The organism is Halobacillus sp. H74 (genome assembly GCF_052246715.1).
Taxonomy (GTDB): Bacteria; Bacillota; Bacilli; order Bacillales; family Halobacillaceae; genus Halobacillus; species Halobacillus litoralis_A.
The window spans coordinates 339870-366272 of sequence record NZ_JBQQCI010000004.1; the positions used below are offsets into that span (position 1 = coordinate 339870).

At 42.2% G+C, this 26403-nt stretch carries 28 protein-coding genes; all 28 read left to right on the top strand.

The window, feature by feature from the left end; translation table 11 throughout:
- Positions 1–9 precede the first annotated feature (9 nt).
- On the top strand, positions 10–771 hold the full coding sequence (locus ACTWPX_RS10920; protein ID WP_128525923.1) for a GvpL/GvpF family gas vesicle protein: 762 nt from the start codon (positions 10–12) through the stop codon (positions 769–771).
- Positions 768–1019 (top strand): gas vesicle protein GvpG, encoded by a 252-nt coding sequence (locus tag ACTWPX_RS10925; RefSeq protein WP_128525924.1) that lies wholly within the window; start codon positions 768–770, stop codon positions 1017–1019. Before ACTWPX_RS10920 ends, ACTWPX_RS10925 begins: the two co-directional genes overlap by 4 nt.
- 19 nt (positions 1020–1038) lie before the next feature.
- Positions 1039–1854 carry a GvpL/GvpF family gas vesicle protein gene (locus ACTWPX_RS10930; RefSeq protein WP_443119796.1) on the top strand — a complete coding sequence of 272 codons (816 nt, stop codon included), beginning with the start codon at positions 1039–1041 and terminating at the stop codon, positions 1852–1854.
- A 3-nt stretch (positions 1855–1857) separates the two neighbouring features.
- On the top strand, positions 1858–2121 hold the full coding sequence (locus ACTWPX_RS10935; RefSeq protein ID WP_128525926.1) for a gas vesicle protein: 264 nt from the start codon (positions 1858–1860) through the stop codon (positions 2119–2121).
- A complete protein-coding gene (locus ACTWPX_RS10940) occupies positions 2102–2401 on the top strand; it encodes a gas vesicle protein K (protein ID WP_128525927.1) in 300 nt (99 codons plus the stop codon). Before ACTWPX_RS10935 ends, ACTWPX_RS10940 begins: the two co-directional genes overlap by 20 nt.
- Positions 2402–2413: 12 nt before the next feature.
- Positions 2414–2743: a gas vesicle protein gene (locus ACTWPX_RS10945; protein WP_443119797.1), complete on the top strand. Its 330-nt coding sequence runs from the start codon at positions 2414–2416 to the stop codon at positions 2741–2743.
- 5 nt (positions 2744–2748) lie between these two features.
- A complete protein-coding gene (locus ACTWPX_RS10950; protein WP_443119798.1) occupies positions 2749–3192 on the top strand; it encodes a YtxH domain-containing protein in 444 nt (147 codons plus the stop codon).
- A gap of 27 nt (positions 3193–3219) precedes the next feature.
- On the top strand, positions 3220–3585 hold the full coding sequence (gene gvpU / locus ACTWPX_RS10955; RefSeq protein WP_443119799.1) for a gas vesicle accessory protein GvpU: 366 nt from the start codon (positions 3220–3222) through the stop codon (positions 3583–3585).
- Between the two features lie 197 nt (positions 3586–3782).
- Positions 3783–4913 (top strand): acyltransferase, encoded by a 1131-nt coding sequence (locus tag ACTWPX_RS10960; protein ID WP_443119800.1) that lies wholly within the window; start codon positions 3783–3785, stop codon positions 4911–4913.
- A gap of 263 nt (positions 4914–5176) precedes the next feature.
- A complete protein-coding gene (locus ACTWPX_RS10965) occupies positions 5177–6913 on the top strand; it encodes a carbon starvation CstA family protein (RefSeq protein ID WP_443119801.1) in 1737 nt (578 codons plus the stop codon).
- A gap of 119 nt (positions 6914–7032) precedes the next feature.
- Complete coding sequence (locus ACTWPX_RS10970) at positions 7033–7401, top strand: hypothetical protein (RefSeq protein WP_443119802.1); 369 nt, start codon at positions 7033–7035, stop codon at positions 7399–7401.
- Positions 7402–7415: 14 nt separating this feature from the next.
- Positions 7416–7679, top strand: a complete 264-nt coding sequence (locus tag ACTWPX_RS10975; RefSeq protein ID WP_128525934.1) for a cory-CC-star protein — start codon at positions 7416–7418, stop codon at positions 7677–7679.
- Positions 7680–7694: 15 nt separating this feature from the next.
- On the top strand, positions 7695–8654 hold the full coding sequence (locus ACTWPX_RS10980) for an ArsA family ATPase (protein ID WP_443119803.1): 960 nt from the start codon (positions 7695–7697) through the stop codon (positions 8652–8654).
- 248 nt (positions 8655–8902) lie between these two features.
- A complete protein-coding gene (locus ACTWPX_RS10985) occupies positions 8903–10039 on the top strand; it encodes an ATP-grasp domain-containing protein (RefSeq protein ID WP_443119995.1) in 1137 nt (378 codons plus the stop codon).
- A complete protein-coding gene (locus tag ACTWPX_RS10990) occupies positions 10036–11736 on the top strand; it encodes a methyl-accepting chemotaxis protein (protein ID WP_443119804.1) in 1701 nt (566 codons plus the stop codon). The genes ACTWPX_RS10985 and ACTWPX_RS10990 overlap by 4 nt, the downstream gene beginning before the upstream one ends.
- A gap of 222 nt (positions 11737–11958) precedes the next feature.
- Complete coding sequence (locus ACTWPX_RS10995; protein WP_443119805.1) at positions 11959–14037, top strand: LTA synthase family protein; 2079 nt, start codon at positions 11959–11961, stop codon at positions 14035–14037.
- Between the two features lie 254 nt (positions 14038–14291).
- The gene (locus ACTWPX_RS11000) at positions 14292–14828 is read left to right on the top strand and encodes a TetR family transcriptional regulator (protein ID WP_443119806.1); all 537 of its coding nucleotides are present in this window, start codon (positions 14292–14294) and stop codon (positions 14826–14828) included.
- Between the two features lie 430 nt (positions 14829–15258).
- Complete coding sequence (locus ACTWPX_RS11005) at positions 15259–16152, top strand: 3-keto-5-aminohexanoate cleavage protein (RefSeq protein WP_128525940.1); 894 nt, start codon at positions 15259–15261, stop codon at positions 16150–16152.
- Positions 16153–16155: 3 nt separating this feature from the next.
- The gene (locus ACTWPX_RS11010; protein ID WP_443119807.1) at positions 16156–17103 is read left to right on the top strand and encodes an L-carnitine dehydrogenase; all 948 of its coding nucleotides are present in this window, start codon (positions 16156–16158) and stop codon (positions 17101–17103) included.
- A 13-nt stretch (positions 17104–17116) separates the two neighbouring features.
- Positions 17117–17587 carry a thioesterase family protein gene (locus tag ACTWPX_RS11015; RefSeq protein ID WP_443119808.1) on the top strand — a complete coding sequence of 157 codons (471 nt, stop codon included), beginning with the start codon at positions 17117–17119 and terminating at the stop codon, positions 17585–17587.
- Positions 17588–17622: 35 nt separating this feature from the next.
- The gene (locus tag ACTWPX_RS11020) at positions 17623–18819 is read left to right on the top strand and encodes a quaternary amine ABC transporter ATP-binding protein (protein ID WP_443119809.1); all 1197 of its coding nucleotides are present in this window, start codon (positions 17623–17625) and stop codon (positions 18817–18819) included.
- Positions 18816–19646 (top strand): ABC transporter permease, encoded by an 831-nt coding sequence (locus ACTWPX_RS11025; protein WP_443119810.1) that lies wholly within the window; start codon positions 18816–18818, stop codon positions 19644–19646. Before ACTWPX_RS11020 ends, ACTWPX_RS11025 begins: the two co-directional genes overlap by 4 nt.
- An 18-nt stretch (positions 19647–19664) precedes the next feature.
- On the top strand, positions 19665–20561 hold the full coding sequence (locus ACTWPX_RS11030) for a glycine betaine ABC transporter substrate-binding protein (RefSeq protein WP_443119811.1): 897 nt from the start codon (positions 19665–19667) through the stop codon (positions 20559–20561).
- 61 nt (positions 20562–20622) lie between these two features.
- Positions 20623–22299 (top strand): CocE/NonD family hydrolase, encoded by a 1677-nt coding sequence (locus ACTWPX_RS11035; RefSeq protein WP_443119812.1) that lies wholly within the window; start codon positions 20623–20625, stop codon positions 22297–22299.
- Positions 22300–22468: 169 nt separating this feature from the next.
- Complete coding sequence (locus tag ACTWPX_RS11040; protein ID WP_443119813.1) at positions 22469–23167, top strand: ABC transporter ATP-binding protein; 699 nt, start codon at positions 22469–22471, stop codon at positions 23165–23167.
- A complete protein-coding gene (locus ACTWPX_RS11045) occupies positions 23164–24531 on the top strand; it encodes an ABC transporter permease (protein ID WP_443119814.1) in 1368 nt (455 codons plus the stop codon). The genes ACTWPX_RS11040 and ACTWPX_RS11045 overlap by 4 nt, the downstream gene beginning before the upstream one ends.
- 185 nt (positions 24532–24716) lie before the next feature.
- On the top strand, positions 24717–25736 hold the full coding sequence (locus ACTWPX_RS11050; protein WP_443119815.1) for a YecA family protein: 1020 nt from the start codon (positions 24717–24719) through the stop codon (positions 25734–25736).
- A gap of 160 nt (positions 25737–25896) precedes the next feature.
- Positions 25897–26358 (top strand): hypothetical protein, encoded by a 462-nt coding sequence (locus ACTWPX_RS11055; RefSeq protein WP_443119816.1) that lies wholly within the window; start codon positions 25897–25899, stop codon positions 26356–26358.
- Positions 26359–26403 lie beyond the last annotated feature (45 nt).

Below are 26403 nucleotides of genomic sequence, written 5' to 3' on the forward strand. Positions count from 1 at the left end.
GAAAAGCTTATGTCAGAAGAAATAGGTGTATATGTTTTCTGTTGTATCCAAACAGACGATGCAAAGAGCTTCGGAACTGTGGAGTTCGAAGGGCAATCGAGAGAAACCTTCACCATTCATTATAAAGATGCAGCAATGGTGGCCATCGAAGCCCCGATAAAGATTTATCATCCCAAAAAGCAAAACCTGATGATGCACCAAAAAGTCATTTCTGACGTGATGGAAAAAGAAAGCTCTGTAGTACCGATCAGCTTCGGTAATGTCTTCAATAGTAAGGAAGACACGAAGGTCCTGATCGAAAACCTGTATCCGCAGCTATCCTCTTTATTCGGTGAAGTGAGGAATAAGATTGAAATCGGTTTGAAGGTCGTCGGCAAAAAGGAATGGTTGGAAGAGCAAATCCATCAGAATGATAAAGTGGTCAAACAAAAAGAAACGGTCGCTAACAAGTCGGAAGCCGCTGGCTACTTCGATCGGATTCAATTAGGGGAAATGGCACGTGACTTCTTCACGAGATTACAGCAGGATGTGGAAGAAAGTATCCATTTACCCCTTTCGAAAATAGCTGAAGCGTCAAAATCGAATGAAACACTCGGAGAAAAAATGCTATTGAACGGTGCATATTTGATTGATAAGGGGCAGGAAGAAGCCTTTGACGAACGTGTGAACCAGCTGCACGAACGATGGAAGGATTATGTTGATTTCAAATATACTGGCCCATGGCCAGCGTATAACTTCATCAACATCAAATTGAAAGTTGAAGCTTCATGATTCATAAACTGTTCACTTCACCAATCAATCTCATTGTCAAGGTCGGCGAGCATGTGAAAGAAGAAGTGGATAAAGAAATGTATGACCTTGAACATATCCAGAAAAAGCTGGTTCAATTGCAAATGATGTATGAACTGGAAGAAATCTCGGAAGAAGCTTATACAGCTCAAGAAGAGGAGCTGCTCCAAAGGTATGAAATAGCGAAGAAACTTGAAATGGAGCAGTGGGAGAATATGACGAAACGGTAAAGGAATAGGGGATTTATAAATGGAGGAGCTTTATTACTTGTATGGTGTGGCTTTAAAGGAAGAAGTACAGCCAGCTTTACTCTCGGAAATGACAGGGATCGATGGAGAGCATGAATTACATGTGTGGGAGTATGGAAAATGCGCAGCTATTGTCAGTGTGGTGGAAGAGGCAGAGTATGGCGAAGAAGTGCTTGAACAGAAGACTCAGCAAATGGATTGGGTACAGGATAAAGCATTTCTTCATCACGAGATTCTGATGAAGCTTAAAGATCAAGCAACACTAGTTCCAATGAAATTCTGTACGATTTTTCAACACACTTCGAACTTGGAAGCGAAGATCCGTCCTTATGAAAGCGAATGGGTGAAACTGTTAGAAGAGCTTTCCGGAAAAGAAGAATGGAATGTGAAAATCTATAATAACCCTGTGCTTTTGAAAGAGGAAATCGCTGCTAATCATCCCTCCATTCAAAAGAAAAAAGAAGAAATTGCTCAAATGTCTAAAGGGATGCAATATTTACAACAAAAAAAGCTGGATCAATTGATAGACGAGCAAGTGACACAAGAGCAGCAATCCTTCTCCAAACGCCTTCATGACGATTGGAAGGACTTGTGTAAGGACGATGTCGTCAAAAAAGTGTGGAATAAAAGTGTCACAGGCAAAGATGAAGAGATGTGTTGGAATAGTGCGTATTTAATAGAAAAGGAGAAAGTGGAACCTTTTCTTGAACAGGTGACAGCTGCAAATGAGGAAGGGGAAGCTGGCGGTTGGAAGATTGAGGTGACCGGTCCCTGGCCTGCTTATCATTTTTCATCCCTATCCAAAAGTGAGGTGTGATGAATGTCACGAAGAGAAGAGTATGAGAATAGGGACATCGCTTTAATAGATATTTTAGATACGGTTTTGGATAAGGGCGTCGCCATCAAAGGTGATATTGTCATCTCAATCGCCGGTATCGACCTCGTTTATTTGGACTTGAAGCTTCTGGTCTCTGCTGTGGAGACTCTCGTCCAATCAAAAGAAGACGAATGGGTCGAATCGATTCGTTCAGAAAATATGGATAAAGAAAAGGAGGCGCTTGCTCATGCCACAGAGCGATCTTGAAAAGCAGCCGATTCGTAGTGGCCGGATACAATTGGATCCTGAAGGAGCAGAACAAGGACTTGCTCAACTCGTTTTAACTGTCATCGAATTATTGAGACAGTTAGTCGAACGCCATGCGATTCGACGTGTGGACGGCGGTACGTTGACAGAAGAACAGATTGAACAGCTTGGTGTCGCCCTCATGAACCTGGATGTGAAAATGGACGAGCTGAAAGAAATTTTCGACCTTGATGATGAAGATCTGAATATCGACCTTGGTCCATTGGGGAACTTATTGTAAGGAGGTAAGAGAATGTCTATCGAACATCCTACACAATCCAACAGCATCGTGGATGTGTTAGAAACAGTTTTGGACAAAGGGGTCGTCATCGCTGGAGATATCAGAGTAGGGCTCGCGGATGTCGAGTTACTTACAATTAAAATCCGTTTGATTGTTGCATCGGTCGACAAAGCGAAAGAAATCGGAATGGATTGGTGGGAAACAGACCCATATTTGAATTCGAAAGCGGCAGAATCAAACACAGAAGCGTTAGAAAAAGAGAATGAGCAATTGCAAAAGAGAATCGAACAATTAGAACAAAATATGAGAAATGTGGCTGCCCGACAGCCGAATAAGGAGTGAAGGAAATGACAAAAAACAAAACTGTATTAAGTAATGATAATAGAAAAGAAATGGTAGAAGGCAATAAGAAAGGAAAGATTACAGGTGCGGTCATCGGCGGAATTGCTGGAGCTGCAGCGGGATTAATGTTCTCCCCTAAAAAGTTGAACAGTGAGAAACAGGCTCAGCTGAAAGATAAAGCGAACCAAGCCGGAGAATCGTTGAAAGGGCTGAAGGATAAAACTAAGGAAAAATCCGGAAAATTGGCAAGCAATTTGAAAAAGAATAAGAACGATAAGCAGGAAGAAAATGAAGAGACGACATCCAAGGAGGCGGCCGACCTTCCCCCACAGCAATTGGAAAGCTCTGAAAAAGAAGCGTCAGCTACTAGTGAAAACAAAAAGGCGCCTTCTACACAAACAGAAGAACCTGTAACTGAGATTTCCAGTGATGATGATACAACTCGATAAAGAGGATTGGTGAGAGGAGCTGAAAAAATGGATAACTTACTGAAAAATTTCGTGAAGGCAGCTAATCAACATGACTTTTCGCTGGATATCACTTTGAATGTTGATGGTGCATTAATTACAGGAAAAACGGTTTCCGCGCAAAAATACCTTGAGTATTTGAGCAATAATTTCGAAGATGGCAACGAGATTTCTCAAACCCTTAGCGAGCAGCTCGCTGAAGCGAGTCAAAGAGATTACGACCATGATGATATCCAGTATATCCACCTCGAAAATGCTCAAGTCTATAATGGAGACAATCAACCGACACCTTCAGAAGGAGATTTCTATTGGCGCGGAAAACTGCAAGAGATCGATGGATTCTTCTTAGGGAAAATCGATGCCAAAACAGAATAAATCGGATAAATATATTAATCAGGATTTATAGGACTATATCAGTCTATAATCCTGTTTTTTTTATCACCACCAGCTGAAAGTTACACATTCCGTAACCTTTTTTAACAATTTATTAAAAAAGGTTACGGAACATAGGAGAGAGAGAATTGTGATATAATTAGCGAGGTTTAATAATAAAATAGTAAGGAATGATAGAAATGGCTAGAGAAAGAATAGAGTCTATCTACTTTTTACGTCTTTTTGCCATGATGATGGTCGTGTTGGTCCATGTAACAGCGGCCTTTCATTCTGTACTGCCTTACGGAAGCGATGCATTTGCGAAATACCATTTCATCAATCGCATCATAAGAGTAGAAGCAGGCATTTTCATCATGATCACAGCAATGGTGTTTTTTTATAAATATATGGAACAAAAAATGGATGGAGCAGAATTGAAGGCTTATTATAAAAAGAGAGCCGTTTATATTGTCGTGCCTTATCTTGTGTGGGCTGTCTTTTATGAAGCTTTTTCCATATATACAGGAGCGGTCTCACTGAATTTCAGTGAAATCGGATTGCGTATTTTGCAAGGGCAGTCGTTTTATCAACTTCACTTCATCTTTTTAATTGTGCAATTTTATTTATTTTTTCCTATTATTCTATTTGTCGCTCAGAAGGTCCCGTTTTTCAAAAAGCACATGTGGTTATTCGGGATAGGAATTGAAATTGGATATTATTTCTTGAATCGTGAATTTCAACTGATTCCATTCAGTTCTTTCTTGAGTGCTCTTGGGCCTTATTTATTAGGTGCATGGATAGGCACCTATTATAAGGAGCAGAAGGCGAAAATCTTCAATAAATCTACGATGTTTTGGACGATTTCAGCCATTGTCACCGGAATCACTACCGTTTATTTACATTACCATTTATACACGGTTAATTCGTTATATCTCCCTGGCTGGACTTATTTGGTCATTAATATGATTTATATCATGACAAGTAGTTATTTGATGTTCCGATTGACTGAAATCGTCTGCAATAAATGGCCGAAACTCATCCCCCATGTGCAGAATATCGCCATCTATTCCTTCGGGTTTTACTTGCTGCATCCTTTCATATTGAAAGTGGTTGCGCAATTCATCCCACTTTCTGGAGGGTATTGGTTTCATGCGGGAATCTTACTCAGGTTCTTAAGCACACTGGCACTATGCTATCTAACCATCTGGCTGACTCATCGTTACTTTCCTTTGCCAGGCTTGCTGTTCGGGAAGCTGCCTAAGAGGGCACCAAGGTTCCTCGGGCTTCCACGTCAGAAGGAAGAATACAGTGACAAAGGTGCATCTGCCTAATAAGCTTGAGTTTTATATGAAGCACACTCTTTTGTTCGACAGAGTGTGCTTCTTTTTCATGGACAAAGATTTATAGAATCTGTTTCTTGACCCTATACTCCTGCCAGGTCAACAAACATGTCTCTTTTACTAAAATCTGTTAAAAGTTATCTTACATTTCAGATAAATTCGACAATTCCATTGATGAATAGATGTAAACTGTTGTATAATACCACCATATGTAAACGCATTCATATATTAAGGGAATATTGAGGAGGGGTTTTGTGAGTGGGATTTGGTTAGCAGTTGTCGGAGGTATCGTCTTTTTTCTTGGTTATAAGTATTATTCGAAGTTCATTGCAGAAAAGATTTATCGACTCGATCCGAACTATGTGACTCCAGCTCATCAGTACAAAGATGGAGTGGATTTTGTTCCAACAAACAAATTCGTCTTATGGGGGCACCATTTTACATCAGTGGCCGGAGCAGCCCCGATTGTCGGGCCTGCCATTGCAGTTTACTGGGGTTGGCTGCCAGCTGTTTTGTGGGTGCTGCTCGGTACCGTTTTTGCAGCAGGAGTCCACGATTTCGGCACGCTCGTTTTATCTGTACGCAACAAAGGTCAATCGATTGGAACATTGGCAAGTAAATTGATCGGCGAAAAGGCGAAGGTTTTATTCTTATTCATCATTTTACTGCTCGTCTTGATGGTAAACGCCGTGTTTGCCTGGGTCATCGCCAATTTGTTCATCTCCTTTCCGGCGAGTGTATTGTCCGTTTTCATTCAAATTCCATTAGCAGTTTGGATCGGCTACAGTGTGTATAAAAAACAGGGGAATATGCTGCTGCCATCCGTCGTAGCGCTTGCTGTCATGTATTTGGCGGCCATCGTTGCCAGTTATGTACCAGCTTTGCAAATCGATTTGGTCCGCTATTTCGGAGGAGAAGGAGCGACGACTCTTTTCGGATTGAATGCCACCTCGATGGCATTCTTCGTCTGGATCATCGTTTTAATGGCTTATGTGTATATTGCTTCGACGTTACCTGTCTGGAAGCTGTTGCAGCCGCGTGATTATATTAATTCCCATCAACTTATTGTCGGACTTGGGCTATTGTATCTCGGTCTGCTTTTCACCAATCCAGAAATCACAGCACCTGTGACTAACACTTCAGCAGATACCTCCTGGTTCCCATTATTGTTCATCACCATTGCTTGTGGCGCTATTTCCGGATTCCACGGGCTCGTTTCATCTGGAACGACTTCGAAGCAATTGAATAATGAATCCGAAGCTCGTTTTGTCGGTTATTTAGGGTCTGTTGGTGAAGGTTCTTTAGCTCTTGTCGCTATCATTGCCGTCGTTACATTCTTCCCGACAGCAGGTGAATTCACAGCGACGTACAGTGGATTTGCAGAAGCCAGTAACGCAGGATTGGGTGTATTCATTCAGGGTGCTGGCCAATTGGCAACCGGTTTAGGCATTCCTGCTTCTGTAGCAGCTACAATCGTATCTGTTATTGTCGTCAGTTTTGCCGCGACAACGCTGGACTCTTCCGTCCGTTTGATGCGCTACATCATTGCAGAGCTTGGAACAGAGTACAAAATCAAGCCACTTACAAAAATGCACGTTGCGACAACGGTTGCAGTCGTGTCCAGTGCTGCACTGACGTTGATTCCTCAGGGTCCAAAAGGTTTTGGTTCCGGTGGGTACCTGCTCTGGCCACTGTTCGGAACTTCAAATCAGTTATTAGCCGGAATCAGTTTGCTGCTTGTTTCCATTTGGTTGAAACAACAGGGTCGTAATTACCTGCCGACAATCATTCCGATGGTGTTCCTGATGTTCATGACATTATGGGCGATGATCAGTCAAGTATTGACGGAATGGGCGCCCTGGGCAGAGGGCAGTGACTGGATGTTGTTCAGCTTCGGTGCTATCATTCTAGTCTTCACATTCTGGATTCTGATTACAGCCATTTCCGCTATCACAGGAAATGAAAAGGACTCCATTGATAAAAGCGCTTGACTTAGCTGACGTCTCCCGCACCAACAGCTATTCTGAAGAGATCAAGAGTTGTGTGGAACATTCCAAAGGAAGTCGTGCAATATGTGCGGCTTTCTTTTTACATCAAAAGGAGGGGTGCAATGTTTGAAATCATGATCATCAGACCGGAAAAAGAAATCGGCATGGGATGTTGCGGGGGAGTTTGCAGCGATCCTGACGGGCTTGTTCATATGGAGGAGGAATTCAAGCACCATGATGAGGACCGCAGAAGGTTAGGGGTACTTTACCGAAAGACGATGGAAGAGTATGAGGGTGTTCATATAAGCTACCTTGATCCAAGGAATCTGTTAGCAATGGCCGCCTACTTTTTCAAGCATATAAAAAGAGGGAATGTACCTTTATTGAAAGCTCTGCATTCTATGTTGTTCCATATGAAATACTACGCGGTTTTCATAGACGGAAAATATGTCAAAAATGAGAGCGAATATAAGTTAATGTTACAAACATGAGGAGGTGGGAAGGCATGGAGAAAAAATTTTCATTGAAGAGATTATTTGAGATGTATGATGAAGTCCTCAGCCTTCCTCATAAACAGGAAATCGCCCGTGAGTTGCGGGACGAGGATGATCTCTTTTTACTTCTTGTTTATTCAGACATGCTGGGAATTCCGAACCCGGCCTTCTATTATACACTTGAACTGTATCCTTACATCATTGAAAAATTTCACGACTGGCATTTGCGTATGGGGATGGAGAAATCACCCCTTGATGGAATCCGGTGCTGTTAAAGGAGGAATAAGGACATGAAAGATTTGCAGCAGAACAAAATCATCTTCGTCGGAGGCAAAGGGGGCGTAGGGAAATCCACATCCTCCGCAGCACTGGCTGTCGCTTACGCTAAAGAAGGTTACCGGACGTTGGTGATCTCAACAGACCCTGCGCACAACCTCGGTGATATTTTTCATAAAAAAGTCGGTCATGATAAAACGGTGCTGATGGACAATCTATGGGGGATTGAAATCGATCCCCATCACGAATCAAAAAGATATATTGCAGGTGTGAAGGACAACTTGGAAGGACTAGTCAAATCAAAAATGGTAGAAGAAGTGCATAGGCAGATTGATATGGCCAGTGCTTCCCCTGGTGCTGACGAAGCCGCTTTATTCGACCGTCTCATTTCGATTATCTTAGAAGAAGCGGATCATTTTGATAAGATCATCTTTGACACCGCACCGACAGGCCATACTATACGTTTGTTGACTCTGCCTGAGTTGATGAGTGTCTGGATTGATGGGATGTTGGAGCGGCGAAAGAAGATCAATGATAATTATACCCAGCTGCTTAATGATGGGGACCCGATTGATGATCCGATCTATGACGTCCTGCAAAAAAGGAAAGAAAAGTTTGCAGCAGTCAGGGAAATCATATTGGATGCGAAGCGAACAGGCTTTGTCTTTGTACTTATTCCAGAGCGTCTGCCGATTTTGGAAACGAATCAGGCGATCAGACAATTGGGTCAACATGATTTACATGTACAGACTCTTATAGTGAATAAAGTACTTCCCGATCATGCGGATGGGGTATTTTTGGAAAAAAGAAGAAAACAAGAAAAAACCTATTTGAATGAAATTGATCATACCTTTTCAAAACAGCAGTTAGTCAAGGTGCCTTTATTTGAAGAGGATGTGTCAGATATGAACAAGCTTGAAGGATTTGCGAACCATATACGTGAGGCTGTCATTTCTACAACTGAAAATCGGTGATAGAGGAGATCTGGGTCAACATCCCGGGTCTTCTTTTTTTTGTAGAGTATTGTATAAGTCTGTGAATGTCAAAGGCGTTTGTACTTTTTAAGAAATTTAGTGAGTAAAAATGCCTATTGTAAAGAAATTTCAAACTAATTAGGTCTTTGTAATCAAAATTTTATTTCATTATAATTTCTCTGTATGGTTTGAAAACACGGCCGATATAAAGGTAGTCCATAGAGTATGGAACGAATAAAAACTTGGAGGTGGCCTATATCCTTATTATCGATGAAAAAATCATTTCACCTATTCTAGTACAAATGGCCTTCAATCATCACATACCAATTTACTACACTGATGATGAAAGATCTTTAGCCCTTACACAAAGCACGAAATTATTGACGAACTCTGAAAGCTGCTTGAGTCTTCTTGAGAGAAAAGCGCCTGATCACGCTCATTCAAAAGCTTCACAGCTAGTAAAGAATAAAGCAAGGTTCAGAGAGATATCTGCATCCATTAATCAGGATTATTTTTTTCGACTTCTCAGCTTAGAGGAATTGCTGCACTTAGAAAAAGATACCCTCCCTTTTCCAGTAGTGATTAAACCTAACAAAGGGTATTCGAGTGTAGGTGTCTACATAGTGAAAAATGAACATGAATGGGAGCTATCTGTGCAAGGTCTTTATTCTGACCTGCTCCTTTCTGAAGGAATGTATTCCGACTCTGTAATTGATAGTGAGCAAATCATCATTGAAGAATGGATCGATGGCACGGAGTTTGCTTTGGATTGCTATTTTGATGATGCAGGTGAACCTGTCATCCTCAATGCATTGAAAAGACGATTTCTTGATGACCAGGATACTTCTGATCGTATTTATTTTACATCCGCCCAGGTTATTGATGAAATACATGCCGATGCAGTCAAGTACTTGCGTTCATTAAATAAACGTTTGAACTTTACGAATTATCCTTTCCATATAGAAATAAGAAAATCAACGAAGGGAATCATACCAATTGAAATGAATCCTCTTCGCTTTGCTGGCGCAGGGACGACAGACGTCAGTTATTATGCTTATGACATCAATGCAGCGGAAGCATATTTTTTAAATGAAAAGCCAGATTGGAAACCACTTATAGAGCGTAATGATCCAGCTATATATGGCTTCTTTTGCGCAGAAGTTCCGACACAGATAAGTAAAAGTCTTATTGAAGATATTCACCATGAGCAACTGAAGCAGGAGTTTAGTGAAGTCCTGGAATACAGGGTGATTGACTCAGCAAGTGATCGTGCCTTTGCAGTAATTTTCTTTAAGACCACTAGCCTGGCAGAAATCGATTACCTGGTGAATTTAGATTTAGAGTCTTATATAGAACTGAAAAAAGTAAAGGAGACCATCAAGTGAAAAAAGACCAATTCAATCCGAAAAAATCATTGCGAGCTCAACTTTTCTTGAATTTCATCATTCCCATCATCATCTTAGGGGTGTTAGTCTTTGCATTTGTCGAAGTACTTTCTTCTCATATCGTAGATGAATATGTGCTACCTCAATTTGAACAAATATTAGAAACGAATGGGGAAGAACTTATTCGTTCGATCGATGAGGAGGCAGTCGAAGCGGCAATACAAAACCCTGACGAAAACCATTCAGGGTTAGTCAATACACTGGATACTTTCATGGAAGGGAAAGATCGTCTGGAATATGCATATATCCTTACCAAAGAAGCAGATACAGATTATATCGTGAGCTTGAGTGGCAGTGAAGATATGATGGTGGAATCTCCATTTACCGACGAACAGAACCAGTCCTTCAATAATGGGGAAGTTGTCATCACCTCTATTTATGAAGATGAGTGGGGTGTCCATAAATCGATTTTTATTCCCCTTGATAATACGGGTGCGATTATCGGGGTCGATATGAGCACACAGTTCGTGAAAGATTTACAAAACAATATCAATTTGTTTTTAGCTATATTCCTAGTGGTTGCCCTCGTGCTTGGGGCATTGTTCGCCTATCTGTTCGGAACTCGACTGAACAAATCAGTTCAATCATTATTGACTTCCATTAAACGTATTACGGAAGGTGATTTAACAGAGGAAATTGAAACGAAACGAAAAGACGAAATCGGTCAATTGGCTTACTCCATGAATCAAATGGTTGGAAGCCTCCGTTCATTAGTGAACCGTGTATCCAGAGCGACGGATGATGTTTCAGCTCAAAGTGAAGAGTTGACCCAGGCAGCAAATGAAGTGAAAGAGGGGAGTGAGCAAGTGGCTTCAACGATGCAGGAGCTTTCTACAGGATCGGAATCTCAAGCGAATAGCTCCAGTCACCTCTCTGAAATGATGGAAGACTTCGTTCATAAGATCGAAGAGGCTAATGAAGGCGGCCAAGAAGTATCTTCAACCTCCAAGGAAGTTCTTTCTATGACAGATGAGGGGCGGACATTGATGCAAACCTCTGTCTCTCAAATGAACAATATCAATCACATTGTCAAAGAAGCTGTAGATAAAGTGAAAGGGCTGGACCGTCAATCGAAAGAAATCAACAAGCTGGTCCAGGTCATTCAGGATATTGCGGAACAAACCAACCTATTGTCACTGAATGCTGCCATTGAAGCAGCGCGGGCTGGAGAACATGGAAAAGGTTTTGCCGTTGTTGCTGATGAGGTCCGTAAACTTGCCGAGCAGGTGTCAACATCTATTGTGGATATTACGACCATTGTGGAAAAAATTCAAACAGAATCAAGCAGTGTTGCCAACTCATTGGAAACAGGATATGAAGAAGTTAATGAAGGGGCTAAGCAGATAGAAGTGACCGGACGGACTTTCGATGACATTCACACATCCGTATCTGATATGGCGGGAAGAGTCCAACAAATCTCTTCCCATTTATCAAATGTCGCAAGAAGTAGTCAACAGATGAATACATCGATTGAAGAAATCGCCTCCGTCTCAGAAGAATCTGCGGCAGGTGTGCAACAAGTAGCTGCCTCTTCACAACAAACGAGCAGTTCGATGGAAGAAGTTTCTGTCAGCGCCCGTCAACTGTCGGAACTAGCAGAAGAATTGAATGAACAAGTAAGAGAATTTAAAGTTTAATATAAACAAATTAAAGGACCTCAAGTCATCCAATATCTGGATGACTTGAGGTCCTATTTTTTACATTGATAATTTATTTTAACCTATAAAAATAAACTTTTGTAGGATGAAAGTAAATGGTATTTACAAAGATTTAACAATTTGATAGATTTTCTTAACATTCCATACTAAAATGAAGAGGAGAAAAGAAATAAGCTCGATCATTTTAGGAGGCACCACTAGATGTTCAAAAGTGTTTTTCGTACAATTCCTTTGTTTATATCGTTTATAATTTTACTTAGTTTCCTATACATTGTTACAAGTATCAGCATTTCCGGTGATTTGAATACGGTCATTGATGTCATTCAGATCCATACAAGTACAATAGGTGGCATGATTTTTCTTCTTTCCCTTTCGTTATGGGCAGGAGCCATTTACTTTTTGGAGAAAAAAGGGTGGATGATGCCATTATACGAATCTAAAATCTATCGCGTATTGACGGCGTTCCTTATTGCGTTCCTGATAGGATCCATAGGAGCTTATGTGTTCCTGGCATATCATATAGATATAGAACAAATCGGGAAGACGACGGAATGGATCCAGGAATATCTGAATCGTTTCATATTTACTGCTTTTCTGTTGTCTCTGATCACTCTTGTAATCATTCTGCTTGTTGGGGAAGTTTATATGGGGGCAGGGGTTGCGCTTTTCACTTACTTTATTTTAGCCGTGGTCAACTATTATAAGCAGGAATATCGTAATGAGCCGCTGTTCCCTAATGATTTTATTCAAGTGGGGCAGATGAAAGATGTTATACCGTTGATCTCTGATTCGATCTCTCTCCCCATTACCCTGGGGGTAGCCATCGCGGCGATATTAGCAATAGCGGTATGGTTTAAGATGCCTAAGATCAAGCTGGGTTGGATATCAAGGCTGGTTATTCTACTCCCTTTAAGCTTTGTCCTTTATTCCTTCCTTTTTTACGAAGATACCTTTGCAGAATCTTTTTATGAAGAATACACAAGCTTCATGCCATGGAACCAGAATAATAATTATTACTACAATGGACCGGTCTTGGGAATGGTTTCAAATATCAAGCTGGATGTTGTACAAGAACCAGACCGATATAATGAAAAAGTTCTGGAAGCGTCTGTGGTTCAAGCAGAAGAATTGACCGTTGAGAATTCCCCAGCTGAGAAGGAAACGGTTAAGCCTAATGTTGTATTTTTACTGAATGAGACTTTTTGGGATCCCACACGTTTGGATGTCCATTTTTCGGAAGACCCTATGCCTAACGTTAGAAAACTGATGGATGAGTATCCTTCGGGTACCTTTTTTAGTCCAGTATTTGGAGGGGAGACCGCTAATACTGAATTTGAATTGTTAACAAGTTATTCAATGAACTATATCAACCCAGGTGGAAATCCTTTCAACCATATCCTTGCCAATGATCAATACCCATCCGTCGTCTCCCACTTGAATAATAAAGGTTATTATAGTGAAGCCATTCACCCCAATAGTGGAAATTTATATCGGCGTCAGCGGGTTTATCCTAATTTAGGGTTCGATTCTTGGAAGTTTCTTGAGGATATGACCTACACGGAAAAAGATAATAGTGAATTCGTTTCCGACCAATCGGTGGTGAATGAATTATTAGATACGATTGAGCAACAGGAGGACCCATCCTTTATTCATGCTGTAACGATTGCCAACCATTTACCATATCCGGAAGATAAATATGAAGGTGGCAGCACGATTGACGTTAAAGGAGAATCACTTTCTGAAGACTCTGAAAGGATGCTGGAGGTTTATTCAGAAGGAATCAAACGTTCTGATGCCACATTGGGCCGATTGAATGAAGAAATTCAAGCGCTCGATGAGCCGACGCTTATCGTCTTTTATGGTGATCACTTACCTTCATTAGGATCAAACTTGAAAGCTTATAGAGAGGCTGGTTTCGGCACAGAAGAAGACCAGCAGACAAATGCTGAGTTTTATGAAACACCACTGTTGGTATTGTCGAACTTTGATACAGGTTTAGACGAAGATTTAGGTACGCTGAGTCCGATTTACTTGGCACCGATGATTTCTGAGGCACTGGGGTTGGACTCTCCGCCTTTTTATGACTTCATGAATGAAATGAAGGAAGAGATACCCGCTTTCCGGAACAGGATTTATATGGATGACGAGGGGCAAATAGTAGAATCTTCCAATCAGTTACCATCCTCCACCCAGTCAGTATTATCTGACTATCACCAGTTCCAGTTTGATGTTTTATCAGGCAAACAGCATGTCATTGATCAACTTTACAACACGCAATAACAAGAAGAAAGCCCGCTCTGTCAACCATAATCGGTTTGACAGAGCGGGCATTTTTATGAGCTATGACATTGTATAAATTCCATATTATCCCACCTCAAGTCATCCAAATATTGGATGACTTGAGGTGGAAGATAAAGGAATGTTTGAAACTTTACCGTCTAGCTAGTAAAGTATATGTCAAATAACATCCTAAGAAAGTTTTACTGATGATCAGGGAGAGCTTTTCTAAATATATTTCAGATGAGGAGATTGACATGGGCAGGAATTCTAGAAAAATGGAGATTCTTACGGCTGCATCTAAAATAGTCAGTGACCGTGGTATATTCAATTTGACGTTAGAAGCAGTGGCTGAAGAAGCTGGTATCAGCAAAGGTGGCCTACTTTATCACTATCCGTCCAAAGAAGCTTTAGTACAAGGAATGGTCGAGCACCTGGCGAAGAACTATCGGGAGAAAATAGAGAATAATGTGGAAGAGGACGCTGGTGAAAATGGAAAATGGACGAGGTCCTTTTTAGAAGTGACATTCAACCAGAGTTATGAAAATAAAGATATGAATGCCGGGTTGCTCGCTGCTAAAGCTGTTAATTCAGATTTGCTTGAACCGATCAGGGAGGCCTATAAGTACTGGCAGACGAATATCGAAAACGATGGTCTGGATCCAGTGAAGGCGACCATCATTCGCCTGGCGATTGATGGTGTCTGGCTGTCGGAGCTGTTCGATATCTACCAAATCGAAGATGAAAAGAAAGCGGAAGTATACCGTCGCTTAAAAGCATGGGCAGAAGAATAAAGATTTTTTATAATGAGTGCGCTCACCCTAACACGAGGGGTGAGCGTTTTTTAATGCTCATTTTGATGTCGCCTATATTTTCCCACCTCAGGTAATCCAATATTTACCACCTCAAGCCAACCAGTTTTTTACAAGTCACTCTATCAAATAAAAAATCCAATTTGTTTAGTTTTTTCTGTACAGCCTGTAAGTGTTGGTCTTATAGGGTTAACTAGGAAATGATGCATTAACCCGACGTGTTTCTCATAGAAAACCACCTTTACCCCTCTTGAAACATAACCGTCTGGATGGTACAGTTTTAAACGTACGAAAAACCGTCTGGATGGTATAGTTACTAAGCCGACTCAGCAGACGTATAGTTCGATATCGGAAAGTGAATAGTAAAATACGGCATTTATAAATAGAAGAAACCAACTAAGGAGGAAAAAATATGAATCAAAAAGTTTTATTAACAGCAGCCGTTACAGGTGCTGGAGACACTGTGAAGAAAAATGAACATGTACCGGTGACACCAAAAGAAATCGCCGACGCTGCAATTGAATCAGCTAAAGCAGGAGCGACCGTGGCCCACGTCCATGCCCGTGACCCTAAGACAGGCGGCATCAGTCATAACGTCGACCATTATCGGGAAATCGTCGATCGTATCCGTGAGTCTGAAACAGATGTAATCATTAATATTACATCAGGTGGCGGCGGTGACTTTATTCCAAGCCTGGCCACACCAGCTGCTGGTGGAGATGGAACGGATATGCAGACACCTGCAGAGCGTCATCAGCCTGTTGGGGAATTGCTTCCGGAAATGTGCACACTCGACTGTGGTAGTACAAACTTTGGCAACATGATTTATATGAGCCCGACAGACTGGCTTCGTGATCAAGCGAAAATGGTTCAGGAAAGTGGCGTCAAACCGGAACTTGAGTGTTTTGATACCGGTCACATCCGCTTTGCCAATCAATTGATTAAAGAAGGATTGATCGATGGAGATCCGATGTTCCAATTTTGCCTGGGTATCCCTTGGGGAGCAGAAGCAGATGCGGAAACGATTCTTTATATGAAAAACCGACTGCCTGAGAACGCGCATTGGTCAGCTTTTGGAATCGGACGTATGCAAATGCCGATCGCTACCCAGTCTGCCATGCTTGGTGGAAATGTCCGCGTAGGGTTGGAAGACAATATTTATTTGAAAAAAGGTGTAATGGCAAGAAACGATCAGTTAGTGGATAAAGCAGTGAACATGCTGCACGGAAATGGCATGGAAGCTATGACTCCGCAAGAAGCACGAGAGAAGTTCCAACTGAGAAACCCGCACCAAGGAGGTAAGTGATCGATGAAAAAAGTCACTGTTGTAGGCACAGGAGTCATCGGAAATGGATGGATCGCCCGCTTTTTAGCACAAGGATTGGATGTCATCGCTTTTGATCCAGCAAAAGGGGCAGAAAAAAGAACACGACAAGCGATTGACCACGCCTGGTCTTCTCTGGAAGAACGAGGACTTGCAGAGGGAGCTTCTAAAGATCGCTTAACATTCATGGATACTATCGAGAGTGCTGTACGTGAGGCAGACTATATTCAGGAAAACGTTCCGGAGCGTGAAGAGCTGAAGAAAAGTGTCCTGCAGACGATCGATGAGCATGCGAAGCCTGAGGCGATCATCGGTTCAAGTACATCGGGGATTAAACCGACCATCTTGCAGGAAGGCATGGCCCACCCTGAACGCTTTTTCGTAGCTCACCCTTTTAACCCGGTATACCTTTTGCCATTAGTAGAAATCGTAGGAGGGCAAGACACGGATGCTGCTGTGATTGAAAAAGGTCATCAAATCTTTGAATCCATTGATATGAAACCATTGATTATCCAGAAGGAAGTCGATGGCCATGTAGCTGACCGTTTAATGGAAGCTTTGTGGCGTGAAGCATTGCACCTTGTCAATGATGGAGTTGCGACAACCGAAGAAGTAGACGCAGCTATCGTTTATGGTGCTGGTTTACGTTGGGCTCAAATGGGGCCATTCCTTACTTTCCATTTAGCAGGTGGAGAACAAGGAATGCGTCATATGCTGGAACAATTCGGACCTGCTTTGAAATTACCTTGGACAAAACTCGAAGCACCTGAATTGACAGATGAACTGAAAGAACGTGTCATTACTGGCTGTGAAAATCATGCCGGAGATCAATCAGTTGCCGACCTGGAACAAAAGCGTAATGAGTTTCTCGTTAAATTGCTCGATCTAGTTGAGGAATACTGGCCGGAAACGAACAATTCCGCTACCAAATAAAGGAGAGATGATGATGACTAATCAAAGCTTTGAATATAACGATCAAGTCAGAAGCGAATGGGTGGATTATAACGGTCATATGAATGATGCCGCCTACGCTGCTGTTTTCAGCCATGCAGTGGATGAATTTATGAATCATATCGGTTTGGATGCACCGGCACGTGAGTCTTTTGCTTATACGATTTTTACATTGGAGACTCATCTCTGTTACTTGAAGGAAGCTCATGAACACGAAGGTCTCCAAGTATCTGTTCAACTTCTAGATGCAGATAAAAAGCGTATGCATGTCTTTTTTGTGATGAAAAATGCCAAGAACGAAGCAATAGCTACCAGTGAACAAATGTTGATGGGGATGAGTACCGAAGAAGGCCGCCCGTCTCCATTTCCTGATACAGTTGCTGACTTTATTGAAAAACTACGACAAGCGCATGAACATTTAGAAACACCGAAGCAAGCGGGACGTCAAATCGGCATCAGACGCTAAGTTCACTTGTTACGGAAAAGAAAGGGAGAATGTTTATGAATAAGATCGAAGTGAATCAAATGACTAAAATCTTCGGCTCTCATCCGAAACAGGGTGTCAAAATGCTGGAGGATGGAAAATCGAAGGATCAAATATTAGAAGAGGCTGGTTTGACAGTAGGTGTCAACCAGGCCTCCTTCGCCGTAGAACCTGGTGAGTTTTTTGTCATCATGGGGCTTTCGGGAAGCGGGAAGTCGACATTGATCCGGCTCGTCAATCGATTGATCGAACCGACCTCTGGGGAAGTTTATATCGACGGGGAAGACATTACGAAAATGAGCCAGGGGACTCTTATTGAGACTAGAAGAAAAAAACTTGGCATGGTTTTCCAGAAATTCGGTTTATTTCCCCATAGGACGGTTTTAGCCAATGTCGGTTATGGCCTGGAAATACAAGGGATCAACAAACAGGAACGTGAGGAAAAAGCCCGCAAATCTATTGAAGATGTCGGGTTGAAAGGCTATGAAACTAGTTATCCTGATCAATTGAGTGGAGGAATGCAGCAGCGTGTCGGCTTAGCACGTGCGCTTGCCAACGACACGGATATTTTATTGATGGACGAAGCCTTCAGTGCCTTGGATCCGTTGATTCGAAAAGAGATGCAAGATGAACTCCTTCACTTGCAGAAAAAGTTAGGAAAAACGATATTGTTCATCACCCATGATTTAGATGAAGCTTTGAAGCTCGGTGACCGCATTGCCATCATGAAAGACGGAAGAATCGTCCAGGTAGGCACTTCTGAAGAAATTTTAGAAAAACCGGCCGACGATTATGTTTCAAGTTTCGTGAAAGATGTGGACCGATCTAAAGTATTAGAAGCCCATCATGTCATGAAAAAACCTGAAGTTTTGACCACATACAAAGATGGTCCGCATGTGGCTGTACGCAAAATGGAAGAAGCGGGTGTCTCCAGTATCTTTGTTGTTGATAAGGAAGACAACTACAAAGGTGTGTTGACCATTGATGACGCAATAGATGCTTATAATAAAAAGATTGCATTGGAAGAAGTCGTGCGGGAAGGTGCTCACATTACTGGAAAAGATAGGCCGTTGAAAGATTTGCTGGGGATAGCTGCTGATACGAAATATCCGATTGTCGTGGCAGAAGATGGGAAGCTCGTCGGCATCATTTCCCGTGTTTCCATTCTTTCTGGCCTCGTACTCGGTAAAGAGAAAGAGGAGGTGACAACATGAATTACTTCTATTTTCCATTAGAAGAATGGACCAATACTTTTGTGAATAATTGGCTCCTTCCGGTGCTTGGTGGTTTCTTCAATCAAATCAGTGTCGTCCTCGATACCTTTATTACGGCGGTAACAGACATGCTGATCGCCATTCCTCCTGAAATCATTGCACTCTTTCTTATCTTGTTATCCTGGAGAGTTGCAGGCAAAGGCATTGCCCTGTTTACATTGATTGGCTGTCTTTATCTAGGATCGGTCAACCTTTGGGATGGAGCTATGCAGACAGTGGCTGTTGTCATTGTTTCTACATTATTATCCATCATAGTCGGGATACCGATGGGGATTTTGAGTGCAACCAATAAAATGGTTGATAGAATCGTCCGTCCGATTCTGGATTTCATGCAGACACTACCAAGCTTCGTCTACTTGATTCCAGCGATTTTACTTTTCGGACTGGGAGGCGTGCCGGCTGTAATTTCTACATTCGTATTTGCCACCCCGCCGGCTGTAAGGATGACAAGTTTAGGAATCAAACAGGTACCAGCAGATGTCGTGGAAGCATCCCGCGCATTCGGGTCTACGAAGAAGCAGCTGTTGTTCAAAGTGCAACTGCCAATGGCCGTGCCAACGATTATGGCAGGTGTCAACCAAACGATCATGCTGGCTCTGTCGATGGCCGTCATTGCTTCAATGATCGGGGCTCCGGGACTTGGATCCACCGTACTTTCAGGCATCTCGACAGTCAATGTCGGCCTTGGTCTGACAGGCGGACTTGGAATAGTCGTATTAGCGATTGTACTTGACCGTATTACACAAGGGTTTGGACAAAAAGTATAAATTAAGGAGAGGTTTAGTATGAAAAAAGTATTATTCGGCTTAATGACTGCTTTATTTTTAGTATTAGTGATCGGTTGCTCTGCAGGGGGAGAAGAAAGCAGTGGGGAATCGAACTCAGAAGGGGAACAAGCTTCTGAAAGTAAGGATGAGACGATCAAGTTTGGTGTGACGCCTTGGACGAGTACAGTCCCACCTACAAAAATCGCTAGTCTGATTTTACAGGATATGGGCTACAAAGTAGAAGAAACAGAGACGAACGTCGGCGGTGTCTTCATGGGATTATCCCGTGGTGACCTGGATGTCTTCATGGATGCCTGGTTCCCGATGCACAAAGTCCACATGGAAAAATTCGGTGATAAGTTAGAACGTACGGCTGTAAGCTACCCGAAAGCAGAGACAGGCTGGGTTGTTCCTGCTTACATGGAAGACGTAAATTCCATTTCTGATTTGAAAGGCATGGAAGACGAGTTCGGTAATGAAATGTTCGGCATTGAAGAAGGAGCAAGCGCTACAAAAGAATCCAATGAGCTAATTAAGGCTTATGATTTGGACATGAAGCAAGTGAATTCTTCTGAAGGTGGTATGATGGCTCAGGCTATTCGTTTGATGGAACAGGAGAAGCCGGTTGTGTTCTTCGGCTGGCGTCCACACACGATGTTCAATAAACATGACTTGAAGATTCTATCAAATGATCAAGGTTTCTTTGAATCTTCTTCTGTTGAAGTTGTAACAAACAGTAACTTGAGTGAAAGAGCTCCAGAAGCTTACGAATTCTTGAGTAATTGGAACATCTCGATCGACGAAGTAGAGAAAATGATCGTTGAAATTGAGGAAAACGGCAAGGACCCTGAGAAAGTGGCGCGTGAATGGATTGAGAACAACCAGGATAAAGTCGCTGAAATGAAGGGTGAATAACTAGGAGAGAAGGGGTCTGTACATAGCTGCAGGTCTCTTTTTTCTACAGGAGGAATGCTGTTTGAAAGCGATTATCGTAGAAAAAGATGTAGCATGTGAAGTATCTGATGGAACCACCTTATTTGCGAATGTTTATCGCCCTTCTGAAGAAGGCACCTTTCCTGTCTTACTCACGAGATTACCATATGACAAAAATCTCCCGGAGTTTTCCCATCGGTTTATCGATCCTATCCGTATTGCACGTGAAGGTTATATTGTCATTATTCAAGATGTAAGGGGGAGGTTTACTTCAGAGGGGAACTTCCATCCTTTTTTACAAGAAAAACAAGATGGGTATGATACCGTCGAGTGGGCAGCTCGCCTACCTTACAGCAATGGAAAAATAGGGATGTTCGGACTCTCTTATTATGGCTTCACTCAACTTTATGCGGCTGTAGAGAAACCGCCGTCCTTGAAGGCTCTTTTCCCGGTAATGACCGGAAGTGAACTGGATGATGGGCTCATTTACAGAGGAGGAGCTTTGGAACTGGGGTTGTTCGCGACCTGGTTGTTGGAGTCGATCGCTCCTGACTACTTGAGCAAAGCAGGCAGGACTCCAGAAGAAGTTCAATTGTTGGAAAAAGCGCTTGAAGAGGTTTTAGAGTTGTTTGAACACAGCGCTTTGAAAGAATGGTCTTCCCTATTTCAATGTGAGCCTGCTTTAGAAGAGTTGTTTAATGAATATAGAAAAGAAGAAACGTTAATAGAGGCATCGATATCTTCACAGTTGGAAGAGATCGATTTACCTGCTTACCATATGGCAGGCTGTGATTGTTTCCTTGGTCCGACACTCAGAAATTATCAGCTTATGAAACAAGTGAATCCGAATCAACGATTGATCATCGGTCCGTGGGCACATGGCGATTTTTCTTCTGTGATCGGCGAGCGATCTTTTGGACGTCATAGTGCAGGATCTTCCATTGAAGGACGAGATGATCTTACATCACTGCATATCGCCTGGTTCGACTTTTGGCTCAAAGGGAAGAATCATCCCTTATTCGATGAGAAGCCAGTGAAAATATTTGTGATGGGGATGAATGAATGGCGTGGAGAAGAGGAGTGGCCTTTGAAGCGGTCGAGGTATACCCCCTTTTATTTAAGTGGGAATGGTAACTCCAATTTACAAGAAGGGCGATTGTATGGTGATATTTCGCTTGTAGATGCCTGTGACCGGTTTGTCTATGACCCAGAAAACCCTGTGCCGACGCACGGAGGTGGGACATTGTTTTACCAGGGGAGGAATGTCGGACCGAGAATCCACCAGCCTTCGCAGACAAGGGAAGATGTGCTTGTCTATGCTACAGACCCTCTTAGGGAAAAAGTGGAGGTGACCGGAGAAATAAAGGTCTGCTTATGGGTATCCTCTGAAGCTGCTTCTACGGACTTTACAGCGAAGCTTTTGGATGTCGCTCCTGATGGAACGGCATTTAACTTGACAGATGGAGTGTTTAGAATCCCTCATATTGAGAAAGAGCCGATGCGGATTGAGATTGATTTATGGGCGACAAGCAACGTCTTCCTCACCGGTCATTCGATTCAAATAGAAGTGTCGTCGAGTAACTTCCCTCGCTATGATGTCAACCCTAATACAGGAGGGACATTATCGGATACTACTCATACGAAGAAGGTCATTCAAACGATTCACCAAGGAAAAGACTATCCCTCCCATATCTTATTACCGATAATCCCAGATAACTGAATTAATAAATTAACCATTTTTTACCACCTCAAGTCATCCAGATTCTGGATGACTTGAGGTGGTTTTTTATTCCATCTGCCAATCTTCCACTCCTTTTCCAAAAAAAATTGAAATGATTTGCTATTTTGTTTCGTCTTATATGGTGAGAGATCAATAAGGAGGAACAAACGTGATTAAAGTAGACGAGTTATCTCACTCTTTTTATGTAGGAAAGAAAAATAAACGCCAGGAAGTCCCTGTTTTAAAAAGTATCAACTTGGAAATCCATGAAGGCGAAATGGTATCCATTGTCGGGCGCAGTGGATCAGGTAAATCGACCTTGCTTAATCTGATGAGTGGATATATCAAACCGACAAGGGGTGATTTGTACATCAAAGAAACACGGGTGACAGATTTCACCGAAGCTAAGTGGGCCAGTTTTCGTTCAGATCATTTAGGTTTCATTTTTCAAAGCTTTCAATTGATTCCAAGTATGACAGCCTATCAAAATATCGAACTTCCATTAGTCATGAAAGGGATCGCTGAAAAAGAGCGGACAGTTCTTGTTGAACAGATGTTAGAGAAAGTGGGTTTAGCAGAATATAGCGATCACTATCCATCAGAGCTGTCAGGAGGTCAGCAGCAGCGTGTTTCAGTCGCAAGAGCTTTAATTGTGAACCCGCCGATCATACTGGCTGATGAACCGACAGGAAGTCTTGATCAGGAAACAGAAGAAGAATTGCTTTCCTTCATAAAGCAGTTGAATAAAGAAGAAAACATCACATTTGTCATTATCACCCACGATGACGAAGTGGCTGATATTGCAGATCGGACAATTCGCTTGGAAGATGGATTCCTAGTGCCGCATGATGAGGAGGCAGGACGATGAAGTGGAAAGACCGGCTGAATTTTATTAGACAAAATATGAAGAAAAACAAGTCTCGTGTATTCATGACGATTTTAGCAACCGCAATCGGCTGTGCCTTTCTGATTGTACTTGCTTCTGTCGGCTTCGGGGCCCAGCGTTTCATCGTCAAAGATATCATGCAAGACCGCAGTATTACGGAAATTCAAGTACAAGGCAAGCGGGCAGTTGAAGAGGGAGAGAGCCCTGGGGTTACCAAGGCAGACATCGAGAAATTCAAAGATATTGAGAATGTCAAAGCAGTCTCCCATAAAATCATGGTAGAAAACGAGACGACTGTTCAATATGAGGGATACTCCACCCAATCCTCCGCTCGTGCTGTCGATTTTTCTGCAGAGAAAAAAGCAGGACTGAATCTTTCAGCGGGTGAAATGCCTGAGGCAGAGAATGAGGTCATCATAGGTTATCATTTAAATCAGTATTTGCATAAAGAAGAAGGGCTGACCGATGAAGAGCTGTATAACGAAGAAGGAGTCGTAAAAGAAAAGTATCAATTAGGAGAGAGTTTGCTGGGAAAGACCATACAAATGGAAGTCAGACAATTTAAAGATGGAGAAATGGTCAGTGAAACATTTCCTTTAGAAGTTGTCGGCGTTGCAGAAGAACCTGCGAGGGATTGGCAGAAAGATCGAGACGTCCTCATTTCTTCAGCGATGCTTACCAATATTGAATCATTTACCGGAACCACGAATGGCCAAATGATCCGGCCTGAGATGAGTGAAGAAGAAATCAATTCCATCCAAGATGCTGAACAGGAACGGACCTATCAACAAGTGAATGTCATTGCTTCGAATATGGAACAAGTGGAATCCATTTCTCAAACACTGAAGGATGATGGCTACCACATTTATTCAGTGACTGAAGAGCTGGATCAAATCAATATCGTATTTGCAGTCGTGAAAACAGGTCTCGTCATTGTCGGTGCGATTGCTCTCTTGATCGCCTCAATCGGAATTTTCAATACGATGTCCATGGCCGTGACCGAACGGACGCAAGACATCGGAATAATGAAAGCTATTGGCGGCCATCCGAAAATGATCCGCAGTATCTTCTTGATGGAAAGCGGTTATATCGGTTTAATGGGGGCGATAGTGGGTGTAATAGTCGCTTATCTCATAAGTTTTGCAATCAATCAGATATTGCCGCTCGTCATCCAGCAAGTGTTCAATGAGTCTCCGGACACAGTGATCCAGCTTTCCTATATCCCGCCATATTTAGTACTGTTGTGTGTGGCGTTGAGTATTGGAGTAGCGATGCTTTCAGGTATGAAACCAGCCAAGAAAGCAACCAATATTGATGTCTTGCGCGCCCTGAGAAGAGATATATAAAGGGTATTTAACAAATACTACCACCTCAGGTGAACCATTATTTTCCACCTCAAGTCATCCAGATTCTGGATGACTTGAGGTGGATTTTTATTCCATCCCTCTTTCCCCTCGCTTTTTTTGCATGTTAGAGGAATATTAGGTACCCTAGTAGAGTTGACGTTTACACAATTAGGAGAGGGATTTAAATGAGTAAGATTAAAAGAAACGACCCATGCCCGTGTGACAGTGGGAAAAAATATAAGAAATGCTGTATGGATAAAAACGACCAGGGAATCAGTTCAACAAGTCTTCATGAAGAGTTGAATACCCACTATAGTCACTTTATGGCGTATGTAAACCGTAATTATCCGAATTTGACGCCTGCCGAAAACAAGGAGAGCCAGGAAGAGGAAATTGAAGTCGCTTTCCGTTTGGTCCAGTCCGTTTTTATCGAACCGCAAGAGAATGGACTCACCATTTACGAAGAGTTCCTTGATAAGAAAAAAGATGGGATTACGCGTCCAGCTACGTTGGCTTCACTTGAAGACTGGAAGAGCCCTGTGGCAGGCGTATTTGAAATCAAACAACCTGCAACCGAACAAACGGTGGTTGTTAAAGATGTGTGGAGCAATGAATCATACGAAGCTAACCGTGATGGCATTCCGCTAAAAGAAGAAAATTACGCACACATGCCTTATTGCATCGGTGTATTGCTGAAGTGGGGACCTGTTTATAACTTCATCCCGCTTGCCATCCCTAATTATGCCTCCTCCTATCAGACTTTCCGTGAAAAAGTAAATCAGGATTACGACAACAGCTCGTACTCATCTATGAAACAGTACATGCAAGCCACGTTGATTGAACAGCTGAAAGCATGGTTGTACATCAACACTTCGGAAGAGGCTGAGCCAACGAACACAGGAAAAACGAGCGATGATGAGGTCGTCGAATTGTTAGACAATCACTTGGAGGAAGAACTCACATCTTCGTACTCTTTTAGAAAACTGAAAAAAAGCTGGCAGGATTATAAAGAAGAACAGCAGCCAGCCTTCCGCAAGCCTGAAGTCGTGGCAGCTGCTTTAGAGCATATTTACCGCAGCACTACTTATTTCCGCGACGATGCTGAGAAAATAACGAAAAAAGAAATAGCCACTAAATATGAGGTCAGTCCGAGCAGTATGAGCAATCGGATCAACAAGCTTCAGGACTTTTTTGGTGAAAAATAACCAAGTATTTGTAGAACGTCTCGTAAATAAACGGGCGTTCTTTTTCCTTTATTAAAGTCTTTGGAAAATCTCTCTCCATAAGGTCTGATCCAAGAAATTGGGTCAGGCTTTTCTTTTTTATCCTCTTGATGCATACCGTAAGAAGAGGGAGGGAGAAGAGATGAAGAGTAAGCAGACACCGAAATCTTTCCTGTTGATTCTGTTACTTGTGTTACTTGCATCTGTCGCGCTATTCATTTTTTATATCACACGCCCCAGCCATCAAGCAAAGAGCGTAGTGGAGGAATTTTACACCTATGAACAAAAAGCGCAATTCTCTGATTCCTGGGAACTGTTACATTCCCAAATGAAGGATAAATTCACAAAAGGTCATTACATACAGGACCGTGCTCATGTGTTTATGAATCATTTTGGTGTGGAGACATTTTCTTTTACAGTCAATGATGTGAAAAAGATGGATGAGTGGTCGATGGAAAAAGGATCGAAGCCTTTGAAGGGTGTTTATTATATGACTGTTGTGCAAACATTCAAAGGGAAGTATGGACATTTCAGGCTCCATCAGGATGTATATGTAGCGAAGGAAAAGGAGGAGTGGAAAATTCTATGGGATTATCATAAGTGATGGTACGAATATTCATGATAATATCGGTCGCACATCGGTTCTGAA